The organism is Candidatus Omnitrophota bacterium, from assembly GCA_028693815.1.
Classification (GTDB): domain Bacteria; phylum Omnitrophota; class Gorgyraeia; order Zapsychrales; family Aceulaceae; genus Aceula.
In genome coordinates this window covers 14,969-31,375 of the sequence record JAQUUP010000017.1, presented here as the reverse complement: position 1 = coordinate 31,375, position 16,407 = coordinate 14,969, and the positions used below count along the sequence as shown (strand labels likewise).

Sequence of the window (16,407 nt, the reverse complement as noted above, 5' to 3'; positions counted from 1 at the left end):
GAAACACCCCAAACCCCCTTTAAAACACATATATATAGTTTATACTTTTATAGTTAGGATAGGAATTGTATATACATATATACGGAGAAGGGGACGATGTTTCAGTATAAAAATAAAAGTCATATTTCTTTAAAAATCACTGCTTTAGCCGTAATGTTTTTTTTTACGGTCACTAGCATTATCCCATCTCAAGCCATGGCCCAAGGAGTATTAGGACTTCCTGCGGTGGGAACTATGGTGTCTTTAAGTCCAGTGTTCACACCTACCATTCTTCGTGGAATAAGAGTCTATCCCAATGAGCCGCTGAAGTTCGATTTTATTGTTGACGCTGGAGATGAAATAATTGAAAGCGAGGAAGCTCCGACTCGCCTTGCTGGGTCGCAAGGCTCACGGAGTAAATTCGCGCAGGCTGACTTGACGAAAGCCGAAGGCTTTCGTAAGTCAGGCGCTCATTTAAAAGCCGAATCAGAGAAATTAATCAAATACTTCCTAGCAGCACTGACTATTCCAGAAGATAATCTCTGGGTAAACTTGTCTCCCCATGAACAAGATCGAATCATTCCAGATAGCCTTGCCCAAACAGATATGGGCACAGATATGTTGGCTCAAGACTATATCTTAAAGCAAGTTACTGCTTCTTTAATGTATCCAGAAGATGAACTAGGTAAGCAGTTCTGGCAAGAAATCTATAAGAAAGCCTATGAAGAATATGGAACCACCAATATCCCGGTAGATACCTTTAACAAGGTCTGGATCATGCCTGAAAAGGCTGAAGTGTATGTTCAAGAAGATAGAGCTTTTGTAGTGGAATCAAGGTTGAAGGTTATGTTGGAAGAGGACTACCTCGCGCTAACTCACGCAAGTGAAACGTTAAGCGTGAATCGTGAAACGCCAAACGCTTCACAAGATACGCTTCACTCTTCACGGAATAAATTAGCTTCAGACATTGTCCGTGAAATCATTGTCCCTGCTTTAGAAAAAGAAGTTAACACAGGAAAGAACTTTGCTTCCTTGAGACAAATCTATAATTCTCTCATTTTAGCGTACTGGTTTAAACATAACTTAAAAGAATCAATTGTCAATAAAGTCTATTCGGATCAAAGCAAGATTAGGGGAGTGGACATTAAAGATGTCTCGCAAGATATTTACAATCAATATGTTGATTCTTTTAAGAAAGGTGTCTGTGACTTTATCAAGGTCGAATATGATCAATATGCCCATAAAAATATTCCAAGAAAGTATTTTTCGGGGGGATTTACTGGAAAACTTAAAATTGGAGAAAGTGTTGAATTTATTAAGTCTGATACGCTTGAAGGGCAAGAAGCAGGGAGCGCGATTCTTAAAAGATTTAAGAAAGCAATAACCATCATACTTATAACAGCAGCGTTTAGCTTTTTCGGGAGCCAAGAGGCGATAGCGTATGAAAATGGAGCCTTTGATCCACTAGAAATGACGACTACAGCAAAAGATGCACCTAGCTCCGCATCTATCGATTTATCTAAAGGTGACGATAGTTCTCCTGAAAACACGGCAAAGACAATTGAAGCGTATCAAAACTTAGATCCTGTAGTTTGTTTTGCAAGAATGAATGAATTCATCAATAAACCATTTGCTAAAAAATTGCTTTCCTTAAAAATAGAAGAAGATCCGATAAGTGCCGCTAGAGCTATTGACAGCTTAATCAATACTCCTTTTCGAAAAGATTTATTATTTGTTTTTGCAAAGGTATCCCCAGGATTAATGACGTCAATGATTCCAAAGTATAGAAATTTTTCATTTGCTGAAGAAATCTTAGAGATTATTTTTCCAAACAAGCCTTTAAATGCTTTTTATCATTATAACGATTACAAAGGATTTGTTTTTTCTGAACGACTTTTAATATCTTCTTCAAGTGATTATTTATTTGAAGCTGCAAAATTCTTTAATTTTTACAAAGATTCACCTTCCGCGCCAAAAATAGTAAATGATGTTCTTTCAAAAGATCCCTGGATCTTTTTTTCTTCCTTAGGAAAATACAAGCACATTTCAGGAGTAGAAGAAACAGTGGCAAGCGTTCGGGAAAAAAGTCCTCATGCAGCACTCGCTTATGCAGATCAGTATAAAAACGAAGATTTTGCCGTAGAAACAATCTTGTATTCTGCAAAACAAGACCCCTGGGCAGCGCGTGCATACGAACCACTTTATTCATCTTTATATGAAAAATATCCTTCTTTCAAAGAAGAGATGGATTCAATATTAAGCGGAACCCTCGCTAATCTCAAAAAGGAACCTCAAATAGATTCTGCAAAAGTTGATCAAACAGCTGATAACGCTAAAAAACTATATCTTAAAATTATAAATAATTCTCTTCCTAAGTATTTTCAATACAAAGAAAATGCTGCAAATTTTTTCCAAGGAATAAAACCTATCGGCTTAATTGGATTTCTAAATTCAGATTATGTTCATGATTTATATTTAGCCTCTGAACTTACTGGATTAAGCCCAGAATTTATTATGGCGGCTTATGCTCAAGAAGGAGGAGCAGAGGTACATCTTAAAAACCGATATAACGGTGGATATAACTCTAATCGAAATGTCGATACTTATCGAGATATAGGAATTGATAGACTTTATTACGATCTTCCTTTGCTATTGAAAGCGGGAATAAGAATTAAAATTGAAAAATTACTTTCTCCTGAAAAGAACGAAGGCGGCATGCAGCTTAGAATGATTGTAATAAAAGAAAACCAAGCACTAAAAGGAATTGCTACGGAGTTAGCTCATGGAAAAGAACAATTTAAAAAGGATGTTGATAATAAATGGGGTTCAGAAAAGTGGAAAACACTTTCTGAAGAACAAAAAGAATTTTGGATATATTTATATTACAATACAGGATTTGTTTCAGGAAGAAATATTTTATATAAAAAAGGTTTTGGTTGGAAAAGATCAGAGGATGAAGGCTATATGCAAGTTCATGAAAATGCTGCAAAAGTTGGCGGCGGAGCAAAAGTATTAAGAGATATGAAAATTTTTAAGAAAAGTTTAGATAAGAAAAATATTTTAAAAGTTTCTCCGGTTGCATCAGAAGATTTTAAAGATATTTTTAGCTATCAAGCTGGTGGGGAAACGTTTGAAATAAAGAAAAATGACGACGTTGCTCAAAAATTAAGCGAAGCTGTTGGTCTTGCCGTAAGCCAAGGACAAAACTTGTCTGTCTGGATAGCTGGAACAAAATCCGCAAAGCTTATCAACCTTGTTGATGCCAGCGATACTTCTGTAGTAGGTTATGGAATTGATCACACTTTTTTCTGGAATGGTCGAAATCAAGAGGCAATAAGAACAGAGGCGATGGATGGGAAGTTGAAAATTGCTAGTAGCACGATTAATAGCATTCAAGAGACAGTACAATCACCATTATCAAATCAAGTTTTAGATCTTATTGATAAATATTTATCTCCTAAAAATTTTTCAGAAGTATATCAAACGCCAAATTTAAAAAAATATTTGGAAAATAATCGATTTTTGTCTCAAAATCTTGAAATGGGACTTGAGCAAAAATGGATTTTGCCAGAAGGGTTAAGCGAGATGGATCTTCAGAAATTTTCTATGATGCTGATTTATGGACTTTTTAATATGCATCCAAGTCCGCAAGAACTTCAACAATTAACATTAAGATTAATGAATGAGATTATTGATCTTAACCCAGAGTTTCAGGAAGAAAGTATTTATCCGTATCAACAAAGCCCTGCGGTTTTGTTTGATTTCCTTTTTGGCGTTGCTTCTCGATATAGTAAAAATGATATTGAGTATTATGCACACGTTAAGAGTGGAATGGCAGGTGTTGATTTCTTAAATAGACAAAGAAGAAGAAGAGAAAAAGTTAATTATCATTTTCGAAAGATTGAAAAAACTTTAACGGATGGTCAGTATACGCCATCACCAGAAAGTTTAGATATTATTGAGGCCAAGCTTAGTGAAGTAAATAGAGAAAATGAATCAAAAAAGAAGGCGGGTAAAAAAGGAAAAGTATCGTCAACGATAAAAGGCGGTATTGACTTTAATGCTGAAAATATGAACGTCACAACAAAGGGAGGCGAGATTAATTTTAATCTTCCGTTGGACATGCAAAATATCACCTCTAGCAGCATTGAAGGGTTTGTGCCGATTATTATTAACATTACCCCTGTGACGGATTTTATGGGATTACTCGGCCTTGATGCAGATGATGAAATTAAAGAAAAACAGATTAGTCAACATGAACTTGCAGGAGATAAAGTATCGTGACAAGCATAGTAAAGCAGAATAAATTTAGAATACTATTTAAGACAATCAGCCTCATTGTCTTAGCCTGCTTTTTTGCAACTGTTGTTATCCCATCTCAAGCCTTGGCCCAAGGAGTGTTAGGACTTCCTGTGCCGGGAACTATGGTGTCTTTAAGTCCAGTGTTCACACCTACCATTCTTCGTGGAATAAGAGTCTATCCTAACAATTCTCTTAAATTCGACTTTATCGTCGATTCTGGTGACACTGGACTTACAGGCACTGCATTAAAGAATGAATCTGAAAAACTTATCAAATACTTTCTAGCAGCCCTTACAATTCCTGAAGATAACCTATGGGTTAATCTTTCTCCCCATGAACAAGATCGAATTATTCCTGATATTCTTGGATCTACAGATATGGGTACAGACATGTTAGCTCAAGACTATATCTTAAAGCAAATCACAGCATCTCTGATGAATCCAGATGAAAAGATAGGAAGACAATTTTGGGATAGAGTGTATAAAAAAGTTTATGAGGAGTACGGAACAATCCGCCATCTAAAAGATGGCGAGACCTCGTCAAATTCACAAGGTGAATTTGACCGGGCTAATATCCCGGTAGATACCTTTAACAAGGTCTGGATCATGCCTGAGAAGGCAGAAGTGTACGTTCAAGAAGATAGGGCCTTTGTGGTGGAGTCAAAATTAAAGGTTATGTTAGAGACGGACTATGTTGCTTTGCAAGCAAAGCAACAGGTATTTAGTGAAGAGTATTTAGTATATGGCGATAATCAACAACCAAATACCATATCCCAAATACCAAATACTCAGAATGATTTCTCCAAAGAAATCATCCGTGAAATCATCATCCCAGCTCTTGAAAAAGAAGTTAATACGGGCAAGAATTTTGCCAAGCTTCGTCAGATATATAATTCTCTTATTCTAGCCTATTGGTTTAAGCATAACTTAAAAGAATCTATTATAAACAAAGTCTATTCTGATCAAAGCAAGATTAGGGGAGTGGACGTTAAAGATGTCTCGCAAGATATCTACAATCAATATGTTGATTCTTTTAAAAAAGGTGTTTGTGACTTTATCAAAGTTGAATATGATCAATATGCCCATAAAAATATTCCAAGAAAGTATTTTTCGGGGGGCGTGAGCTGGGTATTGGATTCAACATTTAACTCAGTGGGAAAGGAAATCGCTCTTGAATATATTCAAGAAAACGGCTTACCAAAAAATGATTACAAGATAGAAGTTGTTCTTAACGACGTTAATACGAGCTTAACTGAAATACCAAGTTTTGAGGAACCTAACGCTATATCATCTTCTTCATCTATTGAAAAAATGATGATGGTAGATATTATGGCAGATCTTAAAGAAAAGGCGGCTAAAGGAGCATTAAGATTAATATTGTTTGATTTAGACAATAGCTTTTTTTGGCCAAATGGATATATCGGTTCAGAAATTCAAAAAGAGATTAGCATTAAAATATTAGCCCTAAATATTTTCCTTTCAGAAATTCTAAAAATAGGAAAAAACTCCAGTAAAAAAATACCGAATGATGATGAAATACAAGAGCTTGCAGAAAAAAGCATTAAAAAAGCTCAAAGGGTTGTATACACACAAGGCGATAAAGACGAAAAAAATATGGCTGATTCTGGATTCCTTGAAATGTCTGATGGTCTTAGAAGAGAGGATTTAAAAGAACTTAAAGGAGACGCAACAAATAGTTTAAAAATTAGAGCTTTTACAGCACGACCAAAACTCAAGGAAAAAGTAACTTTGCATGTATTGCAATCTCTAGGAATTATTAATAAAAAAAGCAAAAGACAGCCCGGCGATCATGACAAAGACAAGTTTATTATTGACCAAGTTATTTTTACATCAGGGGAGGGGAAAATTAAAGCAGAGGCGTTAAAAGCAACTATTGAACCACTCCAAGCCAAAGCAGCAGAAGAAGGTAACCCAATTGACGCAACAGAAATTGTTTTTATAGACGATAAGCCCGTCAACACTGAAGCAGTTGCTAACATGAACCTTGGAATAAGAATTATCCAAGTTATCACCCGTGAAAATGTTAATCATGAAAAAACTTCTTATCTAGATTTTATCAATTTTGCAGAAAAAGTGATCGAAGGAACCAATGAAAAAAAAGATGGGCAGGCCTTTTGGTATCTAGTAAATGCTTATTATGCAGCAAAAACCTCCAAAGAAAAAAGAGAAGTCGAAAAAAAAGCGCTTGTTCTTCTTTCTAATGAAAAATTTCGAGAATTTCAACTAGAAATAGCTAATGATGATCTGAGAAGAATAAGAAAACCAAAACCAATTACAAAAATTGACATTCCAAAGGCGTTACAACAAAAAGGCTATACCTTAGAAAAACTTGAAAGGCTAATTAACGAAAAGTTAGACAAATCAATTACTTTTGGAGAAGAGATCAAGCCAACAGGGTCATCATCTCTTAATGAAAAGTCTGAAGCTGCTGATGACAGTGCCTTTAATGCTGAAACTGCATCGTCGGACATAGAGGAAAAACAAGGCGATCTCTCGATGGGGGCTGAAATGTCATGGGAGGAGATTAAGGGGGAATATGAGAAAGCTATTCTCGCCCAATATGAAAAAAAGATTAAGATGTATTCGAAGATAAATTCGAGAGACGACTTAGCTTTTGTAAAGTTACCAACAGTTCCTTCATTTTCGGAAAAGGATGAGCTTAAGAAAGTTCTTTATTCGTTGTTATCTTACGTTGCTGGAGAAGATATTGAAGGTGAGAATTTTAATCCAAGTGAAGAGACAAAGAAAGCGTTAGTTCAGCTAATCCCTCATCTTGTTAGGATCTATCAAAGTGCAACATTTGCCATTCCTAAATCTCTTGAAGCTCTTCAATCTTTGCTCGCGTTAGGCAGTAAGAATGACATGATTACCACCAAAAATGATTTTGTTGCTGCTACAGCAGGATGCGCTAAATTCGCCCAAGGCGCTGGATATGTTGTGGATGAGTCCCTTGAAGCTTTTGAATCCTTGTTTGCATTAGGCATTACAAGCGGTATGATTACTACTAAAGATGATTTCTTTGCTGTTTTAGAAGAATGCGCTAATTCTGCGAACAACGGTATTCCTAAATCTTATAAAGCTCTTGAACTCTTTCTAACGATAGGAATGGTAAAGGGTATGATTACCACCAAAGATGACTTTGCTGTTGTTGTAGCAGAATGCGTTAGGCTCGCCCATAACGTAGGCGGGTTTTTCTCCCTTAGAGCTCTTAAAACTCTTCAGTTTTTGATTGCGCAAGGTATTGAAAAGGGCAAGGTCACCAAAGATAACTTTGTTGCAACTATTTCTAACTTAACGCCTGAGCTTACTAAGCTCAATCAAGGTGCAGGAAGCTACGTCTATATATCTTTTGATGTTCTTCAATCCCTGTTTGAAGAAAATTTGAGCTTTAACGATTATCTTAATCAATTAAGAAAATTAGGAGATAATATCGAGAGCCATTATGCAGATTACACCAAAGTTCTCCAAGAAGCTAATTTAAAACTTTTTATGACGCTAGGAGAACACAAAGAGCTCGGGTTAACATTTTTTGAAGAGTCTGCTATTAATCTTGAATATATTAATGAGTTGCGGGAAAGCAGTGAATCTTTTGATCTTAAGAAATATCAGGATAAATTCAAGCGCTATGCTCTTAAAAAAGAATTCTTTAAGAATTTTGCTACATCAGGAGGCAAGATTCATTTGGACATTAACCCTGATGACGATAAAGGCCAAGCTCTTCGAAATCTAGCGCCAAGCATTGCATTGCGTTTTCAGAATCATTCTTGGCAAAACGAAAAGAAATGCCTTGAACTGCATCTTAACCCGTCTATTAGTTCGTTGTTTGGAGATTTAATGACTAAGAATCTTATTCGCTTAGGATTAATAAAACCATTGGGCTTGACAGCAAAAGATAGCAAAGGGAATCTTAAGAATATTGTGCTTCAGGAATCTTTGCAAGTTGACGGCTTGTTTACAGACAACAACACAGACGATTTTAAACAAGAACCTAAGCTTTTGGCATTAGCCCTTCTTGAGATAAGCACGCATTTTCCGAGCTATACAGATTATGTTCCTTCTGACGTTGCAACTTTTGGACATTTAGTGCCTGGGGGAGGAAAATTATACAATGAGAACGATTCTCAAAAAGATGATCGCATTGACCTTTTTCAAGTTGCACAAATAAGTGATGAAGATATTAATAATCCTTATGGTCATCTGGATTCTAGCCGCATAAAGACGGCATATGCGATCTTAGGAAATGGTTTGTTGAGTCAATATAAGCCAGAATCAAGAAAAGCATCTTTAGATAAAAAACTTAGCCCTATTATTAAAGAATTTATTACGCAAATTGAGCAGATTCTAACAAAGGCTGAATGCTATGAAGCTTTTAGCATAAAGTGGACGGTAGATAAGTGGCCTCAGCTTAAAAAACTCTATGAACAAATCCAAAGTTTTAGAAAAACAAAAGAAGGTAAACAATATGCCCTTGAAATTCGCCAAGCTGTCTTTGATGCTCAAGCTGAGATTCTTATGGCCATGTTCGAAGATTCCCTAAATCGTGATGTCATTACAGAGAAAAACGCCTCAGTAGCCCTAGATATTTTTAATGAAGTTTTAGAAGATGTCTTGGGTGGTTATCAGGCGATTGTTGGGCCAGAATTCTTTATCCAAAGAATACATGAATTGCGCGTAAAGGCAAAAGAATTTTCTGGGACGACTGCATACAAAAAAGCTAGTCAACAGATATTGAAGGCTTTGGATCTTGAAAATATTACAGCGGAAAATCAATATAGCAGTGCCTGGGGATATGCAGAGGCTCAGCTAGATCAGTTTTTCAGCACGACAAAAGATAGCGTGGATGCTTTTAAGCAATATCTTCTTGGTGTTCAGCCTGAAGGAAACAGAGCATATAAAGATACCATTAAACAAGAAATTGTAGAACATGTTGAAAATTGGATGGAAAGAGATGAGCCTTTAGGAGCATTAGAGTTTCTGATGCTTGATCTTAAAGATATTTTAGAAATCCTAGTTCGATTCCATTCTCTTAGCAATATTGATGCACAATCCTGGTACAAAGAAATTCTTGAACAGTTGAAAATGGATGTCCCAGAGATTAAAGATTTGATTAATGAATCTGAGAACTTAGTGTTTACAAGAGAAAAGACTATAGAGGACATTCGAGAGGTTCTAAAAGCTTATAAGGTCTTAGAAGGAAAGAGAGAAGAGATTATTGAAGCCTGGGAAGACTTAAGGCTTCCCAGCGATATTCTTTTAGCTCATGTTATCGGGAAGCTGTTTGAGCAAGATGGACGGTTTATCAAGAAGGACTTGCCGAAAGATCCGGCTGGTGGGGATGGTGTATCTTTAGACGGTTTTGGTAAAGGAGCCTTAAAGCATCAGCTTAAAAAAGGATTTTTGCCAACGGATGGTGGCAGCGACGGATATTGGCTAGAAGAAGGCGGTGCTTCAGATGTTGTGCAAAACGATTCGAAGGGCCCTGTCGTGACCCCAGGGGAACAGGAATTTTTGATTGAAACACCTATTGAAACTGCCGAGCATTCCGACCCCGCCCAAACCGCATCGTCGGATATTGGTGATCTGAAAGTTTTTATTTATAACAAAAAAACGGGAAAAGAAATAAGAATGCAAGACGCTGAAAAGTTTGATCAGATTGAGTTTTTTGTTGTAGATGACAATGACGATCCTGTAGGTACAGTATTGCTTGAAACGGATAATTTTATTAATCATGCTGGTCTTTCTCGCAAATCATTAAAAAAGAGAATAAATAGAGGTATTATTGAAGAAAGTGACACGAACAATTATCTTAATATTCGTAATATTGAAATTGATTCGCAAGAATATAGTTATCAGGTTTTAAGAAAGATGATGGAGTCTATTTCTGATTTTATGGAGAAAATAGGAGAGGAGAGAATTGTTATAAACAAGGTGTTCGTTTCTGATCAAAAAGTGTCTAAAGATTTAGCTCGGTATTTAAATCTAAATGTTAACCTTTCTTATTCTAAGGATCCGAGAGTCAATAATCGCCTTGAGATTACGTTTTATCCAAATAAATATAAGGATGGATTGTATTTTCAAGATTTTTCAAATAGTTTGGTGAAGTCTCATTTCTCTTCAAAGATGAAACACCTTCATTCTAAACGAAATAGTGACTTCAATTTTGATCAAAGACGTCTGAACTTTGGTTTTTGGGATCATGTTTTAAATGACAAGACTGATTTCTTGTTGTTTGTTGAATCCGGCGATCTTGTCGGGTATGCAGGATATCAAAAGCCTTTTTTAAAGAAAGTAAAACAAAACAATGGATTTAATTTAGAAAGTTTTGTATTAGATAAAAAATATGAAAATGATGATAATGTATTTGTAATGCTTGATAAAATTATTAATCAGGTTAAATTGCAAAAGATTGAGAGATTATATTTTTCTTTTAATGATTTCTATATTTCTCCTGATACGCAAGCGGCTGTGGATGTTCCAAATTATTCTTCACAAATGCTGGAAGTCTTAAATCGTTATTGTAATAAAAGAGGATATCATCTTTCTGATCCTGATCCATATAAAATGTATTATATTGATTTTTCTTCTTTGCCAGATACTCCGATAAGCCAGGCAAAGACTGTGGTTTCATCGAATTTGGATGGTATCGACCCAACCACAACCGCATCGTCGGATATTAAGAAACAAGAGCGCAATCCTGGCGAGAGCAACTCCACCGAAATCTCATCGTCGGTTATTCCAGTACCAGAAAATAATTACACCAAGGTACTCGAGGAAATTGAAGCAGCCATCTTGTTGAAATCCGACATAAAAAAATTCTTATATTTTCCTAAAGGTGCTCCACGGGAAAGCTTCTTTGTTGCTGTTGATGGAAGATCAAAATTATCCTCGGCAGACTATGATTTGCTTATCAATCAGTTGATTGCTATAAAGAATATTTTACAATCGAAACCTGCAAATCAAAGTTTTGATGAATATTTCGAACAAAAAAAGGAATCCATGGCGCTTATCATAGATAATATTACCCTAAAGAATAACCTCTTAAGCCTAGCCATCGGCAACACAGCTGATATTGTCATGAACGTAGATAATTCCGAGATTCTCTCTCAAAAGGGGCTATCTCTGTGGCCTAAATCAAGAATTTACAGAAAACTTGCGCAAGCTTCTTTCGATCAGGTAATTAGCGATGGTTACGATGAGGACGGTATCGCTAATATGGGTCTCGAAAATGTTGAAAACGCAAAAACTACTATCATAGAAACAGAATCTAGGATCGTATCAATAGAAACAAGACCGCATCGTGTCCTCCGCGCCTACACCGATGAGAATTCTGAACCAATAGAATCAATGGACGATGGAGAGGTGGTTGTTGAAAATCAAAAAATCGATGAATCTGCATGGTTTCAAAATGGCTATTTTCCGCTAAATAAAACCAACAGCGTTATGAATATCCTTAACAAATTATATTATGGTGTCTTTGGTGAAGAGGCCTTTGGAATGGGGAGTAAAGACCGCACTGAAGGAAACCTAGACCAAGCCACTGCCCAAGCAAGTGCTGAGCAATTTTATGAACAGATACGAGAAATGGATCGACAACACACATTGCCGCTGGAAATTGTAGTCCATGAATGGGGTGCTGGGGACGGATACTCTGCTTGGATTTTCTTTCGTGCGCTTGAGAATCTTGATCGAGAAAAAGGAACCCATTATTTAGGGCGCCTACGTTATTACGTAATGGACTACTCAGAAAGAATAATCATGTTTCTGCGATCATCAACGCGTCTTGGTCGTTACCCGGAAATTTTTAAGTTTGTCCAAGCAGATGCCTTGAATCCACCAAAAGATCTGCCAAAGGCCCTTCTTATCCGAGGCAATCTCATTCTCAATTCGTTGCCTAAAGAAATTATTGAAGTCACCTTTGATGGTTTTAAGAAGTTGTTCTTGCGTGGATACGTTGACATGAAGCCAAACGAGATTGTTTTGGATTCCTTGGGACATTCATACACTATCGAAGATATAAAAAATTTTATTAAAAATGAAGATATCAAATCTTTAAAGAATTTCGACCGAAAAATTTTTAACAAAATTAAATGGCAGGAAGAATATCACGAAATTCCAGCCAGTGAGCTTTCAGATCGCGGATATCTTTTATCATTACAGCAACAAGGGTTTACGGGGCGCATCAGCTTAGATCCTGGAGCTGCCAGATTTATTAAAACAATTCATGATAATAACCTTGCAAAAGGCGGAATGATGCAATTTGTAGATTCCGGCAGAATGGATATCGCGATAAACGAAAAAAACTATCGCTTGGGAGAATTGGTTAGGTTTTCTGGTGCACTTTACATGCCTGTGAACTATCATTTCTTGAAAAAAACTCTCGGCCTTAATCTTAGAGGGCGAAATCAGGCTGTATTCGCGAAAAAGGGCTTTGCAAAGCAAATTAACCTGCGCAGCGTCCTTGATGTCCTCTCAAGCTTTGAGAAATTCAAAAAATATTTCAATAAAGAAAGTTTCCTCAAACCGTTTAATGAAAAGATAAGTTATCTCACGCAAATTGTGGATGAGATGGAAAAGGAGGGAGGGTTTAGAGAAGAAAACTTCGAACCTTTTATTGCTCGCTTAAGAGAAAGAACTTCAGGTTTAAAAAGAAATTTGAGTGATATTATTCGCCCTTTTGAGGAAACCAAAGAATACGCTGATAACCTTGGCGATGCGTATCTTTATTGGGTTTTTGTATCACTTCGAAACGAACGAGAAAATTTGCTTAAAAAACAAAAAGTACTTCTCCCTAAAACCTTTAATCAAATTGGGGATGAGATCTATGACCACCTCAACTCTTTTGCATTTTTTCTCGCCATTGTTGGTTTTAGTAACGGGATTGCAGAAATTTTTCAGGATATTGAATCATTTTATTCCGGTCTTCTCGTTGTCGACATTGCGCCAAAAGCTTCTGCCTTTAAAGATAGATCTTTGGGGATCAGTAGCCATATACCAACAATAGGCGACGGAGTGCAAGCTGTAAGTTCTCAGCCCTTCGAAATAAAAGAAGAAATGATAGGAAAAATATTTCATAGGGTCAGCACAAGTAATTTCGCTATTGATCAACCTGCTCCGCCAGGGGTTTCAGTTTACGAGCTTAATGAGGATGGAAGAATTTCTATTTCTCCAGTAGCCACACAGATTATACAGGATCCACAATTAGGCTTTGTGATTCGGGTGGGATGGGGCTCTTTTGTTTTGTTTGAGTTAGCACCAGAAGAAAAGGGAGCCCTTCTTTCGCTAGGGCATGCTGTCTGTACGAGTCTTGATATCAGAGCCAGGAAAAACAATAAAACGGTTATCGGTCACGTGCATTTATTTCCTAAAGAGAATGATTTTTTTGGAAAAAAAGGCCCTTTATATGAACAATACAAAGCTGTTCTACAGTATTTAACAGATTCATCTTTAGGAATGACCGATATCCAAATTGTCCTAGGAGCTGAAAAAAATGCAAAAGGTTTACCGCCGATTGAAGAAATGACTCGTGAGGCTCAAGAATTGGGCATCAAAGTTTTAGCCCCCATTTCACGAAATACATCAGATTCATTGAGCACGATAACAACCCCGATCAATGTCTTGTTTGCCTATGGAAATCTTATGGAGAGCACAGGAATCAGAGAATGGAGCGGTGATTCTAAAACTGTTGACCCCGAAAAAATCGATGAAATCGCATCGTCGGATATTTTTTCGATATCCGAAGAAAGAAGCTATGTCATTTTGGATGCATTTGACGCCGATCATCAAACAAAAACAAAAGTTAGGATAGACAAAGATTTACTTGCATTTTTTAAGCTAGTCGAGAAAATATTGTTTATGCCTGTCCCTACCGAGGTATTTTTGTTGACTCTTAAAACAGGTGTTCACAATGATATTAATTATTATAAAAATAAAATTAATGATTTGAAAGACGAAGAAAAATGGTGGGAAGAAAAAGGAACGAAGGAAATTCCTGTTTCAAAATTAAAACGAAGACACGCCACATCATTAATCAAATTAATTGGCATGATGAATTATTTAAGAGATAGCGATTCTTCCGTAAAGGATTTTACAGAAAATAATATTATAGATGTTTTGGATCTTGAGGATGGGAATTATTTTGTTCTAGATGGAAATCATAGATCAGACTTGGCAGGGCTGTCAGGACTTGAGAATATCACGGTAAGAATATTTAAAATTAAAGAGACTTTTGATGAAATAGAGGAATTATTAGATGAGATTTCTTTTCAGAATCAATGGCTAGATCACGATGGTAAGCTTAATAAATTTTCAGAGAATTTTTTTAGTTCTATTAGGAAGTTAAAAGAAGTTGCGGAATATTTTCCAGAATTTGTTGAGTATCAGGTCAAGGAAGGAAGCGAAGGGTTTGATGAATCAGTCTTAACTTGCAGAATTCCCTCGTCAATTGATATTAATGATTTTGAAATAGACAGTGCTTATCATTATTTGGAATGGCTCGCAGACTTATTATTTGAAGAAATGCCCGAAATTAAGTTTAACCTTCGCAAGGGGTTGAATGAATCAGTGAAGGAAGGTATTTTTCAAAAAGGTGAGAATGGGAATATTTTTAAAGCGATCAACAGATTTTCTCAAATCGGTAAAATTTCAAATGAGGATCCTTTCAACCCTAGGGGCGGTATCGATTCCAACGCCACAACCTCATCGTCGGATATAAAAGGTGGCATCGACCCCGCCGATACCGCATCGTCAACATTCGAGATTGGAAAACAAATGGGTCCTCTTGGGCATCTGATAGCTGGAGGTGAGAGCACAGGAAGATCAGGAAGAGACACGAGGGAAGTCATCAAAGTCGATTGGGAAAACGATGAGATTTTAAATCAAATTTACAAGAATGCAATAAGCCACCTTGATAAGTCTAAGGCTGATCAAGATACTCTTTTATACAAGCTTGATTATCTCGAAAGTGTTTATGACGCTGTTGATGCTGCGATTCGATATGATGAGTATGCTTTTAGCGATAAGGCAGGAGAAGAAGTCCTTATTGGCGAGACTCTCGAAAAAGGTGGGGTTTGTCGCCATATGGGAATTTTAGTTGCCTCTGTTCTTGAAAAAATGATTAAAGAAGGCTATTTGCGCGGTAAAGTTTATTATGTTAGAGGTCCAGGGCACGGTTGGGCCGTATACCAAGCAAAAAGTGGATCATATAGAGTTTTCGATATCGCACAGAATTATTTTGGAGATGTAGATAAAAAATATTTTTCTTCACACGGGATGTTTGAAACTTATCATCAAGCATTTGAAAGAACTGTTTTGCCATCTATAAAAAGCTATCAACAGGCTGATTTACAATTAAATATTAAATTGACTCAAAGAAAATCTATTGAGATTGAATACTCGAAGCCTATCACGATCGATTTATCTGGCGTAGAAAAATTAAAAATTTCAAAAAATGTTGATTTGGAGGAATCGGATCCTCTTAAAGAAATTGCCAATCCAAGAATTAATTTTTATATTACAGATGAAAAAGGAGGGTATAAAGCGTTGCGAGATGATGAAAGTGTCATCCTTGGAAGAGAGTACCTTCAAGATAGATTTCCTCAGCTGAACAATAAATATATTTCAAGGATGCATATAACAATAGTTAGGCAAGGAGATCGAATAATAATCAAAGATGGCAATTCTAGGTCTTCTGCAAATGGAACGTATGTAACTTATTATCGGCAGGTACAAGCCGAAGATTTAGACAGCGAGAATTATTATACTAAGTTTGGAGTTGCATCATCCAATCTTAAAGGCGGTATTGACTTTAACGCTGAAAATATGAACGTGACCACCAAAGGAGATGAGATTGATTTTGATATTCCTTTGGATCTGCAAAATATCACCTCTAGTAGCATCGAAGGATTTGTGCCGATTATCATTAACATTACACCTGTGACGGATTTTATGGGATTGTTGGGGCTAAGAGAAGATGATTTAAAAGAGAATGATGAAAAAGAAAAGCATCTAAGTTATGTAGATGATTCATTTGTAGAGCCTATGCTGTGTTGTCAAAGTATGCAGGTTTATGATAAGAAAAAAAGTTAATAAAGAAAAGGGCCGCAAAAAT

2 protein-coding genes are annotated in these 16,407 nt (G+C 36.4%); both read left to right on the top strand.

What is annotated here, in order from left to right; all coding sequences use genetic code 11:
• Positions 1–96 precede the first annotated feature (96 nt).
• The gene (locus PHY73_06330; GenBank protein MDD3375318.1) at positions 97–4,263 is read left to right on the top strand and encodes a hypothetical protein; all 4,167 of its coding nucleotides are present in this window, start codon (positions 97–99) and stop codon (positions 4,261–4,263) included.
• Positions 4,260–16,385, top strand: a complete 12,126-nt coding sequence (locus PHY73_06325) for an FHA domain-containing protein (GenBank protein ID MDD3375317.1) — start codon at positions 4,260–4,262, stop codon at positions 16,383–16,385. Before PHY73_06330 ends, PHY73_06325 begins: the two co-directional genes overlap by 4 nt.
• Positions 16,386–16,407: the final 22 nt, after the last annotated feature.